This is a genomic window from Psychrobacter cibarius, from assembly GCF_904845955.1.
GTDB lineage: Bacteria > Pseudomonadota > Gammaproteobacteria > Pseudomonadales > Moraxellaceae > Psychrobacter > Psychrobacter cibarius_B.
In genome coordinates this window covers 71,752-91,478 of record NZ_CAJGYX010000002.1, presented here as the reverse complement: position 1 = coordinate 91,478, position 19,727 = coordinate 71,752, and the positions used below count along the sequence as shown (strand labels likewise).

General features: G+C 41.8%; 14 protein-coding genes. 9 read left to right on the top strand and 5 right to left on the bottom strand.

Going from position 1 to position 19,727, the window contains the following annotated elements; genetic code table 11:
- Positions 1–70: 70 nt before the first annotated feature.
- The 4 genes from gyrB to dnaA form a co-directional block, all read right to left on the bottom strand.
- Entirely contained in the window at positions 71–2,686 is a 2,616-nt protein-coding gene (gene gyrB, locus JMV76_RS03805) for a DNA topoisomerase (ATP-hydrolyzing) subunit B (protein ID WP_201501700.1), read from the bottom strand.
- 488 nt (positions 2,687–3,174) lie between these two features.
- A complete protein-coding gene (gene recF, locus JMV76_RS03800; protein ID WP_201501699.1) occupies positions 3,175–4,392 on the bottom strand; it encodes a DNA replication/repair protein RecF in 1,218 nt (405 codons plus the stop codon).
- Between the two features lie 169 nt (positions 4,393–4,561).
- Complete coding sequence (gene dnaN, locus JMV76_RS03795; RefSeq protein WP_201501698.1) at positions 4,562–5,737, bottom strand: DNA polymerase III subunit beta; 1,176 nt, start codon at positions 5,735–5,737, stop codon at positions 4,562–4,564.
- A gap of 161 nt (positions 5,738–5,898) precedes the next feature.
- Positions 5,899–7,344, bottom strand: coding sequence for a chromosomal replication initiator protein DnaA (gene dnaA / locus JMV76_RS03790; protein ID WP_045442885.1), 1,446 nt, complete (start codon positions 7,342–7,344; stop codon positions 5,899–5,901).
- A 624-nt stretch (positions 7,345–7,968) separates the two neighbouring features.
- Between dnaA and rpmH the strand changes: the two genes are divergently transcribed.
- From rpmH to JMV76_RS03750, 8 genes are all read left to right on the top strand, one after another.
- A complete protein-coding gene (gene rpmH / locus JMV76_RS03785) occupies positions 7,969–8,103 on the top strand; it encodes a 50S ribosomal protein L34 (RefSeq protein WP_007394757.1) in 135 nt (44 codons plus the stop codon).
- Between the two features lie 200 nt (positions 8,104–8,303).
- Positions 8,304–8,663: a ribonuclease P protein component gene (gene rnpA / locus JMV76_RS03780; protein ID WP_201501697.1), complete on the top strand. Its 360-nt coding sequence runs from the start codon at positions 8,304–8,306 to the stop codon at positions 8,661–8,663.
- Positions 8,664–8,674: 11 nt separating this feature from the next.
- Positions 8,675–9,052 carry a membrane protein insertion efficiency factor YidD gene (gene yidD, locus JMV76_RS03775; RefSeq protein ID WP_201501696.1) on the top strand — a complete coding sequence of 126 codons (378 nt, stop codon included), beginning with the start codon at positions 8,675–8,677 and terminating at the stop codon, positions 9,050–9,052.
- 211 nt (positions 9,053–9,263) lie between these two features.
- Positions 9,264–10,961, top strand: coding sequence for a membrane protein insertase YidC (gene yidC / locus JMV76_RS03770; RefSeq protein ID WP_055125623.1), 1,698 nt, complete (start codon positions 9,264–9,266; stop codon positions 10,959–10,961).
- A gap of 192 nt (positions 10,962–11,153) precedes the next feature.
- The gene (gene mnmE, locus JMV76_RS03765; protein ID WP_201502062.1) at positions 11,154–12,599 is read left to right on the top strand and encodes a tRNA uridine-5-carboxymethylaminomethyl(34) synthesis GTPase MnmE; all 1,446 of its coding nucleotides are present in this window, start codon (positions 11,154–11,156) and stop codon (positions 12,597–12,599) included.
- A gap of 134 nt (positions 12,600–12,733) precedes the next feature.
- A complete protein-coding gene (gene nrdR / locus JMV76_RS03760; RefSeq protein WP_045442876.1) occupies positions 12,734–13,210 on the top strand; it encodes a transcriptional regulator NrdR in 477 nt (158 codons plus the stop codon).
- A 37-nt stretch (positions 13,211–13,247) separates the two neighbouring features.
- Positions 13,248–14,303 carry a bifunctional diaminohydroxyphosphoribosylaminopyrimidine deaminase/5-amino-6-(5-phosphoribosylamino)uracil reductase RibD gene (ribD, locus tag JMV76_RS03755; protein WP_201501695.1) on the top strand — a complete coding sequence of 352 codons (1,056 nt, stop codon included), beginning with the start codon at positions 13,248–13,250 and terminating at the stop codon, positions 14,301–14,303.
- Positions 14,304–14,723: 420 nt separating this feature from the next.
- On the top strand, positions 14,724–15,398 hold the full coding sequence (locus tag JMV76_RS03750; RefSeq protein ID WP_201501694.1) for a riboflavin synthase: 675 nt from the start codon (positions 14,724–14,726) through the stop codon (positions 15,396–15,398).
- 67 nt (positions 15,399–15,465) lie between these two features.
- On the opposite strand, the gene JMV76_RS03745 is transcribed toward JMV76_RS03750, so the two are convergent.
- Positions 15,466–18,297 carry a response regulator gene (locus tag JMV76_RS03745; RefSeq protein ID WP_201501693.1) on the bottom strand — a complete coding sequence of 944 codons (2,832 nt, stop codon included), beginning with the start codon at positions 18,295–18,297 and terminating at the stop codon, positions 15,466–15,468.
- 361 nt (positions 18,298–18,658) lie between these two features.
- Here JMV76_RS03745 and fmt point away from each other — a divergent pair, with 361 nt between their 5' ends.
- Entirely contained in the window at positions 18,659–19,711 is a 1,053-nt protein-coding gene (gene fmt / locus JMV76_RS03740) for a methionyl-tRNA formyltransferase (protein WP_374190046.1), read from the top strand.
- Positions 19,712–19,727: the final 16 nt, after the last annotated feature.

Sequence of the window (19,727 nt, the reverse complement as noted above, 5' to 3'; positions counted from 1 at the left end):
CCACCTTGATTGCCAAAGCGGTGGTTTTTTTAATTAATTAACAATGATTTCGCAACTCTTTATGTCCAACCTAGATGTCTAAATTAGACACCGTCAATGCGTTCTCTTCAATGAAAATACGACGCGGTTCAACATGATCACCCATCAAGCAAGTAAACATATGATCCGCCGCAATCGCATCTTCAATCGTCACGCGTAGCATACGACGGTTTTCAGGATCCATCGTGGTATCCCAGAGCTGATCTGCGTTCATTTCACCCAGCCCTTTATAGCGCTGAATTGCTAGACCACGACGCGCATCAAGCATCATCTGCTGCCAGAGGTAATCAAAGTCGCGTACAGGGATATCTTTGGTCGTACCAGTCGTTGCTTCACGGCGGATAAAGGCATCCTCTGCAAGCAAGGTATTCCATTCAGCAGACAAACGCAGCAACTTGCTGTACTCGCCCGAATTGATAAAGCTAGCATCTAGCAGATAATGATGGGCTAACTGGTGCACATACACCGTGATGCGTGGCAACCATTGTGCTTTAGCAGATAACGCTTCACTATCAGACGCCGCGCCTTCTTCAGTTTCTACCGCAGGCTTCATACCCAGTAAATCAGCAGCAGCAGCATCCATATTTTTAGGCTGCGGCGCATGGATATTGACCAGTTCAATCTCCGGACTCAAGTCACTACCGAAGTGCTCAAGCTGAGCTTGCATCGCCTCTTTCCAAGCTTGCATCGCAGGAAAATCATAAGTCATATCAGTGCTAAGCTTCGGCGTATGCGTCAGCGCATCCAATAACACCGCTGGGAAACGAATCTGCAAACGTGCCTTTATCAGCTGCGTTTGGTTATAGTCATTTAGTAGCGTTTCTAGTGCTTGACCCGTAATAGCAGGAGCATCGGCACTGATATGCAGCTTAGTATTATCAATCGTTGATGATAATAAATACGCTTTGAGTGCTTCGTCGTCTTTTAGATACAGCTCTTGACGACCTTTTTTCACTTTATAAAGCGGTGGTTGGGCGATATAAATATAACCACGTTCGATCAACTCAGGCGTTTGACGGAAGAAGAAAGTCAGCAACAGGGTACGAATATGTGATCCATCAACGTCCGCATCGGTCATGATGATGATTTTATGATAACGTACTTTATCCGGATTATATTCGTCTGGACCAATGCCACAACCAAGCGCAGTGATGAGGTTACCAACCTCAGCAGAAGAAAGCATTTTGTCAAAACGTGCGCGCTCTACGTTTAGGATTTTACCTTTCAATGGCAAGATCGCTTGGGTTTTGCGGCTACGACCTTGTTTTGCTGAACCACCTGCAGAGTCACCCTCCACAATGTAAAGTTCTGACAATGCTGGATCTTTTTCTTGGCAATCTGCTAACTTACCAGGCAAACCAGCGATATCTAACGTGGTCTTGCGACGCGTCATCTCACGGGCTTTACGAGCGGCATCACGCGCACGAGCGGCATCAATGATTTTGCCAGCAATAGCCTTACCAGCGCTTGGATTCTCTTGCAGATAATCATTAAACTTATCATGCATTGCTGATTCGACAGCAGATTTTACTTCACTTGATACCAGTTTATCTTTGGTTTGACTCGAAAACTTAGGATCTGGAACTTTAACGGATACGATAGCGGTTAGACCTTCACGCGCATCATCACCAGTAGCAACGACCTTCTCTTTTTTAAAGAGATTCTCGCGATCCATATAGGTATTCAAACAACGCGTCAACGCTGAGCGAAAGCCAGATAAATGCGTGCCGCCATCGCGCTGTGGAATGTTGTTGGTGAAACAAAACACTTTTTCGTTATAAGTATCTGTCCACTGTAATGCCACTTCGACGCTGATACCGTCATCTTGCTCACTCACAAAATGAAAGACTTCATTGATGCCGTCTTTACCAGCATTGATATAGCTGACAAACTCTGACAAGCCGCCTTTGTGTTCAAACTCATGACGCTTATCAATACGCTCATCCGTTAAAACAATGCGTACACCCGAGTTCAAAAATGATAGCTCACGCAAACGCTTCGCTAAAATATCGTACTCAAAAATGGTACCAGTAAATACATCACTACTGGGATAAAAGCGAATTTGCGTACCGGTTTTGTCGGTTGGCTCCATTTGCTGAATGTCTGCATCAGGCACCCCATCGGTATAGGTTTGATGATAGTGATAGCCTTCACGCCAGATATTCATTTCAAGCTTTTTCGATAGGGCGTTAACGACCGAGACACCAACACCATGTAAGCCGCCTGATACTTTATAGCTGTTATCATCGAACTTACCGCCTGCATGCAAGACAGTCATAATGACCTGCGCCGCAGATACACCCTCTTCTGGATGGATATCGACAGGCACGCCGCGACCATTATCCATGACGCTCACAGATTCGTCTTCGTGGATAATGATATCGATTTGATCACAATGACCCGCGAGTGCCTCATCGATAGAGTTATCCACCACCTCAAAGACCATATGATGTAAGCCTGTACCATCATCCGTATCACCGATGTACATACCAGGGCGTACGCGTACCGCTTCTAACCCGCGCAATACACGAATATCTTTGGAGCTATAATCAGAAGGTAAACTTTCAGGAACCACCGCTGGTGCCGTAGTTTCAGCAATGCTGTCTGACGTCAGTTGCTCGTGGTCGGTAGGTAATGAATCACTCATGTGCATTCCTTAATCTAGCCATAATCAGCCGTTTGTTATTAGCGCACCACTACGATGACGCCTCATAACGTTATTTTAGACTTAATTTTTATAGTCAAAACCTTTGATAAGCATTACCAGCTAAAACACAATTAGCTGAAAATTCTTGAGTGTTGATAGCGACTTAAAAAGAGTTTCAAGTCCGCGCTTTTTTTCTCTAACATCGGCTTCTTTTTTTAAACATTATAAAAACCAAGAGAGCAAATAAAACACCTATTTATCAAATACTTAGAAATTTACAGGCATTGGAAAACACCTATATAACGTCATCAAACAACTTGCTGAGAACAGGACAAAAATAAAGCCCTATTTTAGCATTTTTTTGCCTCTAAGTCACTGTTTACTGAGCGTTTTATGCCTATAAAACCAGCTCGCAAAGATAGCCTATATCATTACGAAACGACAGGTAGATAAGTATCGATATGAAAGCCCGTGGAGAAAGGAGATAATTAAGGACTAAAGATTTGACCTTTTTTCACATGAAACGTACTGGGTTTTGACCAATATTGATGCACTAAAGGCAAAATATCATCGGTTAAGCTGGTCATAAATACCTGACATGGCAGCTGCGCTAACGTCGACAATAGAATATCTATCGCCCTATCATCAAGCTCTGCAGTAATATCATCTAGTAATACCACTGGTGTCACCTGAGCATGAGCGCTATCATTTGATAGATCATTTGATAGATCATTAGTCTTTTGAGTATTTAGCAGTAATGGCAGTTGCGATAAACGCAGTGCTGTAATTAATAGCTTTTTTTCACCACGCGACAATACATTGGCTGCCTGCTCTTTTATCACAGCTACTTTGAGGTTAGTGTCCGCTTCACGCATTGTATCTGAGAGATTGTTATTCGACGCTGCCGAGTCATTAGAGCGCCAATGCACATGAACATCAGCACGGTGATTACCGATACGAGTATATCCCAGTTGCAAATCCTGTTCTAAGCGCTCGTTAAGCTGTATATGCAGCGCAACATTCGTATCGTAACCAGCATTATAACTAAGGCTCAATTGCTCCGCATAAGTAGGCAATAACTGCGCGATACTTTCAGCAAAACAAGGCTGCCATTCTGCAAATATCCGTTCACGATAATGATGAATCAGTGCCGCATGATTGCTAAGTCCTTTGTCCCACGATTTTAGTTCAGCGAGCTGCACTTGGGTCAAATGACGTGTCTTTTTTAGTAAACTATTGCGCTGTTTTAATAGACGCTGATAGGCGAGCCATTGCGGATGAAAGCCTTGTTTCATGTGAAACACTAGCCAATCTAGCAGCTGGCGACGACTAGCACTACCCTGCTCTAACATATCCATCGTCGATGGATCTATCAGTAGCGTTGGTAGCTGCTCAGTTAAGATGCTTTGGTTATAGACAGTGGTTTGATTCAGACGTAGAATTGTGGTCGCGTCAGCTTGTTTTTGGATAGCAAGAGTACTACTATCATTGAGTCTAGCGTACACAGTCACTGCATTTTGGTGGTGCTGAATGTAGCGTTTTGGCTGGTGATGACGAAAGCTTTTTCCTCTTGATAGCAGAAATATGGCTTCGAGTAATGAAGTTTTTCCACTGCCATTGGCACCGATAATGACGTTGCAAGCTGTTGCATGTAGATTGACTTCCGTCAGGTTGCGTAGGTTCGATATTTGTAGACGTTCAATCATAATGCCGACAGCCGCCTATTGACGCTACCTATAAAATAGGCAAAAGTTTAATAATTATTGAATTTAAAATACCGGATTTTAATCAAAGACACTCAGCTTACCTTAATTTTTTAGTGCAAACTGAGTGTCTTTAGCCTCTGTGCTCAAGCCTATTGAAAACATACAGAAACTATATACGCATTGGCATAATGACATACTGATGGAACTCATCATTCAGCTGGTTTACCAACACTGAAGCATTCGATTGGCTCATGTGCATTTGCAAGTCACCTTGAATAACGCCAAGCACATCTTGTAAATAAGCCGCATTAAAAGACAGCTCCATCGGCTCACCTTGATACTTTGCCTGTATCATCTCCACCGCTTCATCTTGCTCTGCATTATTAGCACGCACTTCTACCATGCCATCGCTGGCAAAATTAAACACCACACCGCGAGATTTTTCATTACTTAAAATCGCGACACGGCGCAGTACGTCCGTCATTTTTTCTTGATTAAATAAAGCCAGTTTATCCGTATTACTTGGCATCACTCGGCGATAATCAGGGAATTTTCCATCAATCAGACGCGCAGTGAAAATAACCATCAGGTTTTGATTGACCTGTCCTGCACTATCAACGTCACCAAAGGGTAAGCTCACTTGCAAAAACTCACGACCGAAGCTCAAGGTAACCTGATTGTCTTGCTCACCAAGCATTTTTCCTAGCTCAGAGGCCAAGCGCTCAAGCTCAATGACAGCTTTACGGGGCAAAATAGCCTGCATATTTAAATCAGCACTGACATCGATAACGCTGCGCGCCAAAGCCAATCGATGCCCATCGGTTGCAACCGTCGTCAGCTGCTGTTGCGACACGTCAAACAACATGCCAGTCAAATAATAGCGAACATCTTGAATCGCCATTGCAAACTGCGTTTTATGAATCAAATCGATAAGACGATTGCGACTGATGGTCAATGGCGTGATATTTTCGGGATTACCTAAACTCGGATAATCTTCGCTAGGTAATGTGCCTAAGGTGAAGCGACTCTTGCCGCTGGTTAATAAGCAGCGTTCATTTTCTTGAGTGGCCAAATTAATTTGAGCTTGTGCAGGCAATGATTTACAGATGTCTTTTAATTTTGTTGCAGGTAAAGTTGTGGTACCAGCTTCAACACAAGCACCAGCAGGCAATTTCAACGTCGATGTCAGCTCTACTTCTAAATCAGAGGCCGTCAAAATAAGCGTTGATTCGGATAGCTGTAGCTTGATATTGCCCAAAATAACCATATTGTGCCGTTTATCAGCAGCCTTGGCGATCAAATTAATGGCTTTTAGTAACGACTCTCGATTAATCGATAATTGCATGCTTGGTTACTCTTATTTAAATGATTTTTATTATAAAACTTAACAATAATGGCTTAATCATACCCTGTCTATTGACTATAATCCATTCGCTGTCTGTCTACTCGTATTTTTAATATTATAAACCATATCAATCCACTAAAACATAGTGATACCGTGACCTGCTAACCCGCTTGCAGCATCAATGCCAGTGTTTTGTAATCCTTATCAAAAGCAGGATCTGCTGCTCGTAGCTCATTAACTTTATCGCAAGCATGCATCACCGTTGTATGATCGCGACCACCGAATGATTGACCAATCTCAGGAAAACTATCACCAGTCAACTCACGCGATAATGCCATCGCTATTTGACGCGGTCTAGCAATACTGCGCGTGCGTTTACGACCCATCATCTCTTTGATGGTCACATCATAGTACTCAGCAACCACTTTGCGAATATTATCCATATTCACAGCTTGCACACGCATCGCGACGATGTCTTTTAGCGCATATTGCACCATTTCAAGAGTAATCTGTGCACCCGTCAAGTTAGCATTGGCAAAAACTTGATTTAGAGCACCTTCTAAACGCCTAACATTTGAAACCACGTTTTGAGCGATGAATAATGCGCATTCTTTAGGCAGTGTCATACCATATGAAGCTGCTTTTTTTTGCAAAATTTGCACACGAGTATCAATCTCAGGCGGATCAACTGCTACAGTAAGCCCCCAAGAAAATCGCGATCTAAAACGTTCATCAAATTCGGTCATTTGCGAAGGATGACGATCTGAAGCCAAAATCAGTTGTTTATCACCACTGGTAAAATCTGCAAATAATGTCAAAAACTCATTACTACTTTTGGTTTTTCCTGCCAATACATGAATATCATCTACAATCAATAAATCAACTTTTTTAATTTTCTTTTTAAAATCTTCTATTTTATTATTTCTTAATGAATAAACCAATTGATTAATAAATTTTTCAGAAGTGAAATAATAAAAACTTTGATTATTTTTTAAATAGCGATGTGCTACAGAATGCATTAAATGCGTTTTTCCCAAACCAGAAGGTCCGTATATAAATAAAGGATTGTGTCGATTTTTTGACTGGCGCTTACCAAGCTCATAACAGGCTTTATAAGCCAGATTGTTAGATTTGCCAGTGACAAAAGTTTCAAAAGTAAAGTCAGGGTTTAGATAACTTAACGACTTGGCATCAGCTGAATCAACCAATTCTGCGTGACGCATATTGGCATCAATATCTGCTTTTGCATTGTTATGATGAATGGTTTCAAACTGATGGTCTGCAGGGGTAGGGGAGGGTTTATCTTCATCAAACAAAGACCCTGATTGCAATTGACGATTGTCTTCGTTATCGCGGCCAGCGTTATCAACACGCACAACCACCTCTTCGATACTTCCCTGACTGTGCTTAGCAACCAGCTGCTGTATCTCTTGCAAGTGATTTTTTTTGATGTAAGTCACAAAATAATCATTAGGAGCAAGTATAGTCAGCGTTTGCGCCTCTTGATGAGCTGACAATGGTCTCAACCACATAGTAAATACGTTGTCTTTGACGTTATATCGTAGGTCATTTAGACATTTATCCCAAATATTTGCTGTGTCTATCATGAAAAATACTAACCCTATAATTTGAAATAATATTTGTGTTTTAGCAGTGTGATCTGTTGCGTAGCCCTTAATATTTTCCGCAATTATTTCCGTTGGAAACCATATTGGAAGTTACGTTGATAAACTATACGAAGCCACATATTAAGTAGGGGCTAATCTAACACAAATACCCTGTGGATAAAACCTTGTTTTTTGGGGATAAGGCTGTGGATACTTTTGTGCATAACTTTAAAAGTTGAGTTATCCATATTTAGCCCACAGGGTTATCCACAGGTTTACCCATAGTACAATATGTTGATAATAAAAAGGAAAACTTACTTAGCCACAGATAATCGAGCTCCCAATAACAACAATACTTATATATATTAATAATTAATTATTATAGATTTCGACAAAAACTGTGGGTAACTTTTGGGAATCCATCACTGAATTAATTAACTGAGTCGTTATTTTTTAGTTATGAATATGAAATTTACACACGATGAATCATTTAAAATGATATTTCCTCTGTCAAAATATCTGTCTGCATCGACATAGATTAAATTAGTTCATTGACCAAGATTCTATGCGGTGGTATAATCCTCCGTTATTACGAATTTAGTCCATTATTTTGATAGGTGAGTTATGAAACGTACATTCCAACCAAGCGTGATCAAGCGTAAACGTACTCACGGTTTCCGTGCTCGTATGGCAACTAAAAAAGGCCGTCAGGTCTTAGCTCGTCGCCGCGCTAAAGGACGTCATCGTCTTACTGTATAATCAGTAGATTGCGATAAGCATGGCTTATAGTGCTTGTTGTGTTTCTATTATTTATAGATTGCGATAGTCAATCACCACAACTGACACTTAGCCATATATTAAAAGCGCCCACATCGGCGCTTTTTTTGTCTCTGTACTTTGTTGTTATTTCTGCGCTATTATTTCCGCTACCGTTATTCGCTCTTATACTAGGTTGTGCTATGTCCAATACTGTTTCAGCGGCAGCTAATGCCCGCTTCACTAAAGAGCAGCGTTTGCTCACGCCTGCAGCCTTCCGTGAGGTTTTTGATGCACCTGAGCGTAAGCTTCATCAGAGCCATCTAATGGCATTTGTGCGTACCAATGATCTTGGTCAGCCGCGAGTCGGGATGGCCATTACCAAGCGTAAAGTTCCTACGGCTGTCGCGCGAAATTTAATCAAGCGTCAAATACGTGAACATTTTCGTGTAAAGGCTCATTCTTTAGAAAACAAAGATATTGTTTTTATTGTCAAAAAATCTATAAAAGATATAGACAATAAAGAATTGAAGAATCAAATAATTAACATTATTAAAAAGTAGAAAAAAATAAAATGAATTTTTTATTTATTAATTTAAATAATATTCTTTATAAAATTATTTATTATTTTATTGTTTTTTATCAAAAGTTAATAAGTCCACTATTACCTGCTCGTTGCCGCTATTACCCTACGTGCTCGAATTATGGTAAACAAGCTTTGGCATGGCATGGAGTCCGAGCAGGCAGTTGGTTATTATTAAAACGTATCAGCAGTTGTCATCCTTTGGGTGGACACGGCATTGATTTTGTGCCGCTACCGTTATCCTCTTATCATTATCAATATGTACCTTTTAGCGAACTAGCTACTAGTGTCAAAGTTCAAGGTTTATATGTTTTTAGAGATAATAAAGGCTATGTGTCTCGCTTAAACCATATGATGAAACTAACATAGCGTTCGTCATCGACTGAGAAGTTGTGGATATCTATTTAGTTACCCACAAGTTATCCACACTCTTGGTATCATTTAAGGCAGATTTTTAGTAAAATGATGCACATTTTATGTAAATGACTGGCAATACTGTTGTCACATATGATGATAATTGTACGGTCATGACACATGCCCTAATTTTTCATTCCCTAATTTTTTAATCTAGGAAAGGTTTATGCAAAAGATATTTCGGGTGATGATCATCATTGCGATGTTAATCACCGCTTATCTGCTGATTTTGGCATGGCGAGATGATTATGCCGATGCGCCAGCTGTAGATGCGGTGTCAGAAACCACTACTTCAGTAGGTGCTGACATCCCTTCGACAACTGGTGCCGCAGGTGATATTCCGGTACAGACGTTGCCTGTTGATAACAATACAGTCGCTAATGATGCTGTGACGGCAACGCCTGCTAAAGACACGGGATTAATCACGGTCACTACCGATCGCTATGATATAAAGATCAACCCAGAAGGCGGCGATATTGTTTATGCTGCTCTTAAGCAGTATGACGCAACACTCGATAGCGATAAGCCTTTCGTATTGCTAGAGAATAATAGTAATCGCGTGTATGTGGCTCAGTCTGGTCTTATTGGTCCTAACGGTATTGATACTGCAGAAGGTCGTGCCAAATACAGCCACACTGCTAATAATTACGTCATGGAAGCCGGGCAACAGACGCTGTCAGTACCGCTTACTTATAAAAAAGATGGCGTGACCGTTACTAAGACCTTTACCTTTACTGAAAATAAATATCCGATTGATATTAGCTATCAAATACAAAATGCTTCTACACAACCGTGGCAAGGTCAGCTATTTGCCCAGTTGAAACGTGATGACAGTAAAGATCCAGGTATGTCTGATAAAGGTGCGCTTAGTATGGCGACTTACTTAGGCGGCGCTTGGGGTACCCCTGATGATCCCTATAACAAGCTCAAATTTAAAGACTTTAATGATGGTGAGCTAGCTGTTAGTAGTGATAAAGGTTGGGTTGGTGTTGTGCAGCATTACTTTGTATCAGCATGGATACCTGAAAACTTTACCGCTACTTTCTTTAGCCGTGAAACAGGCGATGATTACTTCATCGGTTTCAACAGTCAACCTGTCAATGTTGCGCCGAATAAACAAGTAACATTAGATGCCACATTATACGCTGGTCCTAAAGTACAATCTGAGCTAAAAGATGTGGCAGTAGGCCTTAATAAAACGGTCGATTATGGGTTGTTATGGCCAATATCGAAAATTTTATTTGCCATTTTGGACGGTATTCATAAAGTCATCGGTAACTGGGGTTGGTCAATCATTGTATTGACGATTTTAGTTAAAATTGCTCTGATGTGGTTCTCGAATAAGAGCTACTATTCGATGGCGAAGATGCGTGCGATTGCGCCAAGATTAGCCGCACTTAAAGAAGAGCATGGCGACGATCGAATGAAGATGTCGCAAGAAATGATGGCTATTTATAAAGAAGAAAAAGTCAATCCAATGGCAGGTTGTTTGCCTATTTTGATGCAAATGCCTATCTTCTTAGCGCTATATTGGGTGTTGGTTGAGAGTGTTGAGCTGCGTCATGCACCTTGGATTTTATGGATTCAGGATTTATCGGCGATGGATCCTTGGTTTATTTTACCATTGCTGATGGGTGCCTCGATGTTTGTACAGCAGCAGCTAAATCCACAGCCAGCTGATCCGATGCAAGCGAAAGTGATGAAGTTTTTACCAATCATCTTTACTGCTTTCATGCTGTTTTTCCCAGCGGGTCTCGTACTATACTGGACAGTCAACAACTTGTTCAGTATGACTCAGCAATACATTGTCAATAAAAAAGTCGAAGAAGAGCAAAAGCGTCGTACTGTTAAAGTATTGGACTAAGTAGCTCATCAATTGATAAAAGACCATCGCTACGGCGGTGGTTTTTTTATGCGTGACATTTCTATTATCGCTCACTGATTTGAAATAAAATAAGCGCAAAGCATGGCTATTTAAAGTTTGCTTTGTCAGTCTGTGTCCAGCCGTCTATAATGGAGTTTTTAGCTATTGAGAGTAATTGTGGATTCCCTAGAGATGGCGTCAACCGTACCTAAATCATCTGAACCACCTAAAGCATCTGGCTTGGCCACGATTGCGGCTATTGCCACACCGCTTGGAAGAGGTGGCGTTGGTGTTGTACGTCTGTCTGGTGCGCGTGCTTATGACATTGCCTGTACACTAACAGGTAAGTCTGCTTTTACGCCACGCATGGCCAGTTTTTGTCGTTTTTATCAGGCTGATGGTACAGTCATCGATGAAGGGTTAGTGCTGTACTTTAAAGGCCCGCATTCGTTCACAGGGGAAGATGTGATTGAGCTGCAAGGGCATGGTGGTATGATTCTACAAAACCAACTGTTAGCAAGGGTATTTGAGCTGGGCGCAAAACAAGCGGGTGCTGGGGAATTCTCTTATCGTGCTTTTGATAATGATAAATTGGATTTGGTACAAGCAGAGGCTATCGCTGATGCCATTGATGCGACCAGTGCCGCTGCTGCTAGCAGTGCCATTCGCTCCCTTAGTGGTGAGTTTTCAAAGAAGATTAATCAACTATTAGAGCAGCTTATTCATCTGCGTTTGTATGTTGAAGCGGCGATTGATTTCCCTGACGAAGAAGACGTGGATTTTTTATCAGACGGTGTTATACAAAGTAAACTTGAGCAAACGCAAGACAAGATACAGCAAGTATTGGCGACTGCCAAGCAGGGTCAGCTCTTACGTGATGGTATCCATGTGGTCCTAGCAGGTAGACCAAATGCGGGTAAATCAAGTTTACTGAATCGTCTGGCAGGGCAAGAGCGCGCTATCGTTACTGACGTTGCAGGTACGACTCGTGATACGCTACAGGAGACCGTAGTGCTCAATGGTTTGACACTTCATCTTACCGATACGGCGGGTCTGCGTGACACAGAAGACACGGTAGAGCGTATTGGGATTGAACGCGCGCGTACCGCCATTACCCAAGCTGATATGCTACTGATGGTCTACGATGTGACTCGTGATCTTGAAGAAGAAGATACACCGTTACAGCTTGCAGAACAATTATTTGGTGAGTTACCAGAGGATAAACGCTTATTGATTATTGCTAATAAGAGTGATTTGTTAAGTGATTTACTAGATGATAGTAGCAGTCAAATACCCTCTGTCTCGCAAATCGCAATAAAAGAACGTGGTTATGAACAAGTTAATGTTTCATGTGAAACAGGTGCTGGTATCGATAATTTAGTCGAAGCCTTATGTGCTAAGGTCGGTTTTCATCCGCCAGAAAACAGCCTAATTGCTCGCACACGTCATATAGATGCACTTAGACGCACAGCCGACTCTTTAGCAGAGGCGCACGAGCAGTTAACGGTCTTTCAAGCAGGAGAGTTAGTCGCTGAAAGCTTACGCCAAGCTCAGAACAGTTTGGGTGAGATTACGGGAGCGTTTAGTGCGGATGACTTGTTGGGCAAAATCTTTGGTAGTTTCTGTATTGGAAAATAATCAGCCGATTTTTTGAATTGTCTTATACAGCTCGTTAATTCTCAGAAATTACGGTCTTATAGTTTGGTCTTATCATTCGGTCTTATAAATAGTGACTGTGATTCTTGCGCCTAATATTGAAATAAGGAAACGCTATGCATTGCCCGTATTGTAACGCGTCAGAGACTAAAGTTATTGATTCGCGTCTGGCGGCAGAAGGTGCGCAAGTCCGTCGTCGCCGCTCATGCAATAGCTGCCAAGAGCGTTTCACTACTTTTGAGATGGTAGAAGTTGTGATGCCTAGAATCATCAAGTCTAGCGGCAAGATTGAGCCTTATGATAACGAAAAACTGCGCCGCTCTATCTTATTACCTCTACAAAAGCGCCCTATCACCATTGATGAACAAGAAGCGATGATAAGCCGTATTGAGAAGCGTGTTAGACAGATGGGTGAGCGCGAAATCAGTAGCAAGGTGTTGGGTGAGATTATCATGAGTGAGCTTAAAACGTTAGATGATGTTGCTTATGTGCGCTTCGCTAGTGTTTACCGCGACTTTCAAGATATTGATGCTTTCCATCAAGAGATTGCTAATATTCGTCCAAATGAAAAAGCTGACGATAACGTTAAATAGTTTTTACCCTCTGCTTTTTTATTAAGTGTATCTCTTTATGACGCTCTCAAACCATACTCAGAATGCGCAAGACCGCTACTTTATGATGCTCGCGATCGAACCAGCCAAACAGGGTATATATACTACCAGACCTAATCCAGCGGTAGGCTGTGTCATCGTGCAAGCAGAAGCGATCGTCGGTCAAGGGTTTCATCCGAAAGCTGGTCAGCCTCATGCAGAAGTATTTGCGCTAAAAGAAGCGGGTGCGAGGGCTTTAGGTGCAACCGCCTATGTGACTTTAGAGCCTTGTAGTCATACGGGGCGTACGCCACCTTGTGCTTTGGGCCTTATTGATGCCGGTGTGAAACGTGTCGTAATCGCAGGGCTTGATCCCAATCCGCAAGTGGCAGGACGCGGTGTAAAACTGTTAGAGCAGGCTGGAATTCAAGTGACAGTCGGTATATTAACTGAACAAGCAGAAGCTTTAAATCGTGGATTTTTAAAGGCAATGCGCACCCAAATGCCTTATGTACGACTCAAAATTGCCACCAGCCTTGACGGTCGTACCGCGATGGCATCTGGCGAGTCAAAATGGATTACCTCAGCGGCTGCCCGCGAAGATGTGCAGAAGCTACGTGCTCAAAGTGGCGCGATTATTACCGGCAGTGAAACGGTTATCGCGGATAATCCACAGCTTAATGTACGTTCCAACCAATTAGCTGTGCCACCTGAACAAGTTCCTGCTCCTAAGGTTGTCATACTCGATAGGCGTCAGCGCTTAGAACACAGCTTACAGTCTGACTATCAATTATGCCGTCGACCGGATACGATTTATTGGCGCGAAGATAACTTGACTGAATTGCTAAAAAAATTAGTCCGTGATCATCAGTGTTATGACGTGTTGGTAGAGGCAGGGGCTAGTGTTGCTGGTAGTTTCTTAAGCCAACAATTGGTAGATGAGTTGATTGTTTATCAGGCGCCTTGTTTGTTGGGCGCGCAAGCCAGACCGATGGTCGATTTTAACCCATTGTCTCTAGCTCAGCAGTTGCGTTTTAATATTTTCAGCCATGAAACATTAAGTCCTGACCTTAAATTGACTTTATTACCGCTATAACTGGTTATTTATAAACAGCTTATCCACAGTTTGGGCTAAATTTTTGCTAAGTGTGGATAAGCAGCCAGTGTCTTACAAGGTTCCACATGAAACTGTGTATAACTTTGTTTCACATGAAACATAAAAATAGGTCTTTTGTAAAATATTTATATTAATCTAATGTAATCAGTAACTTAGGTTTTACTATTAATCTTTCTTGATATTAGCCAACATCTTGTTTTCTGTGGATAACTTGACGGAAATGCGTGTTTTAATACGTTATGAGTTGATTTGTCAGTACTTATCCACAATCTATCCCATCATAGGCTCAATTAAGCTCAAGTTGCACTGAAAAAACTGGCTTAGACAAATGCTAGCACAATATTAATAGATCAAAATATATTGTCTATAAAGACAACATCATAATGAAATGAGGTCGATATGTTTACTGGAATTATAGAGAGTGTTGGAAAGGTTAAGTCCATGCAGCCTACGGGCGGTGATATACGTTTGACGATAGAATCTGATGGTTTGGACTTTAGTGATGTGAAGCTAGGAGATTCTATTGCCTCCAATGGTATCTGCTTAACCGTCGTAGACCTAGGTAGTAATCATTACTCGGTCGATGTCTCACGTGAAACTATCGCTCGTACCGCATTAGAAACTTTAAAAGCTGGTCACACAGTGAATTTAGAGAAAGCGATGCTACCAACCACGCGTTTTGGTGGTCATATCGTCGCGGGTCACGTCGATGGCGTTGGCGTGGTCAGTAAGCTGCAACAAGATGCGCGCTCTATCTATATCGAAATTGAGGTACCACAAGAGCTGGCGCATTATACAGCGACCAAAGGCTCTATCACGGTTGATGGTATTAGTCTGACGACCAACCTTGTACGAGACAATATTGTCTCTTTAAACATCATTCCGCATACCGCACAAGTGACCAATATCGCTAAGCATTGGCTGGTTGGAAATAAGGTCAACATCGAAGTGGATATCGTCGCGCGCTATTTAGAACGTTTGTTAAATAAGTCGCAAACCAGTGGTATGAATACGCCAAGTCCGCAAAGCCAAATTACAGAAGCATTTTTAGCAGATAATGGTTTTATGAAATAGCTGATTTATGAAGTAGCTGATTTATGAATTAATTGGTTTAAACCTAAAAAGTAGGTTTTACAGATTGTCATGATTTTATGAAGCTCTGTAAAACCGACTCTAGTTCTTTTTTGTTGATCGGTTTGGCTAAAAATTCATCCATTCCTACTTCTATACAAGCATCGCGATCTTCTTTGGTATTGTTCGCAGTCAGCGCCACAATCGCAATTTTATCGCCTTGCGCACGAATCGCTTGGGTAGCCTGTAGCCCATCCATGACAGGCATGCGACAGTCCATCAAAATCAGTGAGATATCTTGACGCTGTTGTTGTAGCATATCTAACGCTTGCTGACCATCTTCTGCGACCACACTGCGATAACCAAGTTTACTCAATATCTTGCACGTTATTTTCTGATTGGTTGGACTGTCTTCTACTACCAAGATAAGTGGCAATACATTCTCGTTGGCAGCTTTATCTGCTTCGTTTGCTAGCTGCTTATTCTCTTCTTTTATCTCTATGGCTTGAACCAGCTTCTGTCTCGCTGGTAAGGTTAAGCGCAGTAATTCAGAGAGCAATAAAGTCGCATCTAATGGTTTGCTCAAGAATCCTTCATATTTATCTAATAATATAGAGGGAATACGGCGCTCAGGTTTCATACTAAGTAGTATCTTTGGTAGCGACGGATTATCGAGTAGGGTATTTAATGCCTGTTGTCTGTCATCATTCCCTATTGCCTGATTTGCGGAAGCAATAGACAGGGTTTCATAATATTCATAATCTAATAGCAAGATAGGGGCGAGTCTTTGCTCGTCTTGCGCCAGTTTTGCGTTTAATTGTTGTAGATCTAATTTATCTATAGAAGTATAGATAGTAGCTGGCATCGATAAATATGCGCAAAAATCGCGCAGATGTTTGGCACGTAGTGGTTGTTTAATCACTGCTATTAGATGGATATGAGTCAAATGCTGACTATGATGATAAATAGGCTGATAATTTGGACGTCTGCAAGGCAGATAAAGATTCAGACTGCTGCCTTTAGTCATCGTGCTTTTTATTTCAATGAAACCACCCAATAATCGCGCAAAACTATTGACGTTATTTAACCCTAGGCCTTGCCCAGTCGTATTCTTTTGAATGTAATTAACGTTTCGATGGGTGTTTTGATTGCTGCTTTTATTAAGCTGAACCAACAGTTGATGTTGCTTCGCTATATCGATGCCCATACCGCTGTCTTTTATGCTAAAACGAATCCAGTCGTGTGAGGCATGATTGGGATTGTTTTTATTGATTTGACTATTTTTAATCAGTGTAGGGTCTTTATTAAGATTTACTAAGCTTCGGTTTTTTGTTGCTAGTAGCTCTGCATTACTGACCGTTTCGATGGTCAGTGATACATAGCCAGAAGTGGTAAATTTCACCGCGTTATCTAATAAGTCGTACAAGATTTGCTGTAGGCGCTGATGGTCTGTATCAATACAACGCGGACTGTCGGGTGTAAAAAAATACAGCAGCTCAAGTCCTTGCTGCCTTATTCTTTCTATAAATGACTGACTGACCTGTTGCCCCAGTCTATAAATATCGACAGGCTCAATGCTTAGGCGGGTTTTTCTTACCGCTATCTCCTCAATGTCTAGCACATCATTAAGTGTCGTTAGCATGCTCTGACTGCTTTTAATTAAGGATATTAAAATGTCATTCTGCGCAGCAGTTAATGTCTCAGGATCAATCGGTTCTAGCGTGTCAATCATTGCTTCTAACGGCAGGCGCAAATCATGACCCATCGTCGATTTAATCGTATTAAATTCATCAATTTGGCGTTGTAGCCGTTGATTTTGTTGCTGTAATTGCCCTATTTGACTGGCAAATTCATTAACATTATTCAGCAGTACGGTAAAGCCGTGAACCTGACCATGTTCACCAAACCATGGCGTAACGTGCAATTGGTAAGTCTGTTCATTTTCTAACCCATAGACTGTTAAGGTACGAGTGACGCGTAGGTTGGATAACGTTTGCAGCAATCGTTGCGTGGATTCATCTTTACCCGCGATAAAATCCGTCAGTTCATAGTTGCTATCGCTTTGCGGTAAAGACATGAATATTTGTTCAAAGCGTTTATTGAAAAAGCTGATTTGACCATGACGCATGATCATTAGCATCGGTAAAGGGGATTGATCAACCAAACGTTCAAGACGGTGTGTTAGGGTTTTAATGCGGCGATAGTCATTATGCAGCTGGTAGCTGACACGGCTCAGCGCATGGCCTAAACGCAAAAACTCAGGCGTAGATTTTTTTTGCAAAAAAGGCGGCGGACTATAGGCTTCTTTCGCGTGGCTACTTAGATTGTCCGTATAAATCAGCAGCTGTTCCCAATTGGTGCGACGATTGAGCATATACAGCAAAGCGATAATAAAAAGTATGATCGCTGCCATCAATGGCAACCAGTAGCGATAAGATATCCAGTCAATGATAAGCGGCTTATGGCGCAATATAATATAAAGCTGATGACCACTTTTGAGTTTAATGGTGCCGGTTAAGTTGCGATTATTAAGCGTATAAGCACTATGACTGCCATTATTAGAAGGGGATGAGCTAATGATAGGAAACGTAACGTTAGCAAAAGCACGCTCATTGGGCTGAGTATGGCGATGGATATAAGTCTGCCCAGAGGGCATCATAAAAACCAGCTGATAGCTTATGTCTTCAAATACGGGTTTTTCTAAAATCCTTTTAATGTCAGGGTTTAGAAGATCATCACGTTCAGTAACTTCATACTGCAATGTATGGAAAGTATCGATACTGTGTTGTTCACTGTGTTTTTTTATCTCGTGAAACAGCGCAAAATAATAGATAGACAACATGACCAGCAAGGTCAGTGCATAAAATATGAGTAAGCGCTGTAAGGACTGAAACTGTTGCATGAAAGCGTGGTCCTATATCGACACAAGAAACATAGTGAGTAAGTAATCAGTTTGGCAAAGTAGCTGGTTTATTCAAGCCGTTCTGTCTTTTACGGTTGTACAGCTATTATCTAGAAAAAAATGGTGAATGGCAGTGGAATATCGCTCAATCACGCATTGTTTTGTAAATAAACTCATCAATAAGAGCGCCCTGCTTGCTTTCTATTATAAAGACAAACCGTATCATTGGTAACGCTCGATTACCGTTATTACAACCATGGCACAACATCGCAAACTCACCTATAATGAGTCAATCAACCCTATATAATGCCTGTTTATGACTATAATTGCTTCTGCCTCCGATTTATCCATGCCATCTACGATGAAAGATTGCTCATCTAGTAAGCGCTTAAGAGTTGCGTTTGCTGGCACTCCTGAGTTTGCCGCCGTTAGTCTTGAGGCGCTTATCAGCCAGCAAGAAGCATTGAATATAGACATCGTCGCTGTGTATACGCAACCTGATCGCAAGGCAGGACGGGGTCAAAAATTATCAGCCTCTGCAGTAAAGCAAGTCGCATTGGCGCATGATATTGCCGTTGAGCAGCCTCTCACCTTTAAAAAATCTAGTAGTGAAGGGTTGATCGCACGTGAGACTCTGCGTAGTTATCAGCCAGATGTGATGATTGTTGCGGCTTATGGCTTGATATTGCCGATTGGTGTATTGACCACACCGACTTATGGTTGCCTCAATATTCATGCGTCTTTATTACCACGCTGGCGCGGCGCGGCACCTATTCATCGCGCGCTATTGGCGGGTGATAGCGAGACTGGCATTACTATTATGCAGATGGATAAAGGGCTTGATACTGGAGACATGCTTTATAAAGTCAGTGCTAGTATTGAGTCTGATGATACGGCTGCCAGCCTACATGATAAAATGGCTGAGCTTGGTGCGACCGCCATTATTACTGTGCTACAAGATTTACCACACTATCAAGATCAGGCTATAGTACAAGATGACAGCCAAGCCAATTATGCTGAAAAACTGGTCAAAACTGAAGGCGAAATTGATTGGACGCAGTCTGCCACTGTGATTGAACGACAAATTCGTGGCTTAACTCCTTGGCCTGGTGCTTATACCTTTTTGGCAGGTCAGCGTGTCAAAATTTTAGCCAGTTTACCTGTGAATGCATCGCAACCAACCGATAAACAAGCAGGTACAGTTATTAGCGTTGGACGCAAAGCGATATTGGTAGCTTGTGGTCATGACAGTAAGGTTAATATGGATACTGATAATGGCGTTGAAAAACCGCAAGCCAGTACTTTAGCGATCACTCAGCTACAGTTTGCAGGCAGCAAACCTGTGAGCGCCGAACAAATCTGCCATGGCAATCAGCTTAATGATGGCGACCAGTTTAGTAAAGAAACGAAATAACTCCATTTAGATATAC

What these genes read in the sequence shown, in the direction of transcription:
- gyrB (WP_201501700.1), bottom strand. Translation starts at nt 2,686, where the DNA reads ATGAGTGATTCATTACCTACCGACCACGAGCAACTGACGTCAGACAGC.
- fmt (WP_374190046.1), top strand. Translation starts at nt 18,659, where the DNA reads ATGAAAGATTGCTCATCTAGTAAGCGCTTAAGAGTTGCGTTTGCTGGC.
- rpmH (WP_007394757.1), top strand. Translation starts at nt 7,969, where the DNA reads ATGAAACGTACATTCCAACCAAGCGTGATCAAGCGTAAACGTACTCAC.
- mnmE (WP_201502062.1), top strand. Translation starts at nt 11,154, where the DNA reads ATGGCGTCAACCGTACCTAAATCATCTGAACCACCTAAAGCATCTGGC.
- JMV76_RS03745 (WP_201501693.1), bottom strand. Translation starts at nt 18,297, where the DNA reads ATGCAACAGTTTCAGTCCTTACAGCGCTTACTCATATTTTATGCACTG.
- dnaA (WP_045442885.1), bottom strand. Translation starts at nt 7,344, where the DNA reads ATGATAGACACAGCAAATATTTGGGATAAATGTCTAAATGACCTACGA.
- ribD (WP_201501695.1), top strand. Translation starts at nt 13,248, where the DNA reads ATGACGCTCTCAAACCATACTCAGAATGCGCAAGACCGCTACTTTATG.
- rnpA (WP_201501697.1), top strand. Translation starts at nt 8,304, where the DNA reads ATGTCCAATACTGTTTCAGCGGCAGCTAATGCCCGCTTCACTAAAGAG.
- JMV76_RS03750 (WP_201501694.1), top strand. Translation starts at nt 14,724, where the DNA reads ATGTTTACTGGAATTATAGAGAGTGTTGGAAAGGTTAAGTCCATGCAG.
- nrdR (WP_045442876.1), top strand. Translation starts at nt 12,734, where the DNA reads ATGCATTGCCCGTATTGTAACGCGTCAGAGACTAAAGTTATTGATTCG.
- yidC (WP_055125623.1), top strand. Translation starts at nt 9,264, where the DNA reads ATGCAAAAGATATTTCGGGTGATGATCATCATTGCGATGTTAATCACC.
- recF (WP_201501699.1), bottom strand. Translation starts at nt 4,392, where the DNA reads ATGATTGAACGTCTACAAATATCGAACCTACGCAACCTGACGGAAGTC.
- yidD (WP_201501696.1), top strand. Translation starts at nt 8,675, where the DNA reads ATGAATTTTTTATTTATTAATTTAAATAATATTCTTTATAAAATTATT.
- dnaN (WP_201501698.1), bottom strand. Translation starts at nt 5,737, where the DNA reads ATGCAATTATCGATTAATCGAGAGTCGTTACTAAAAGCCATTAATTTG.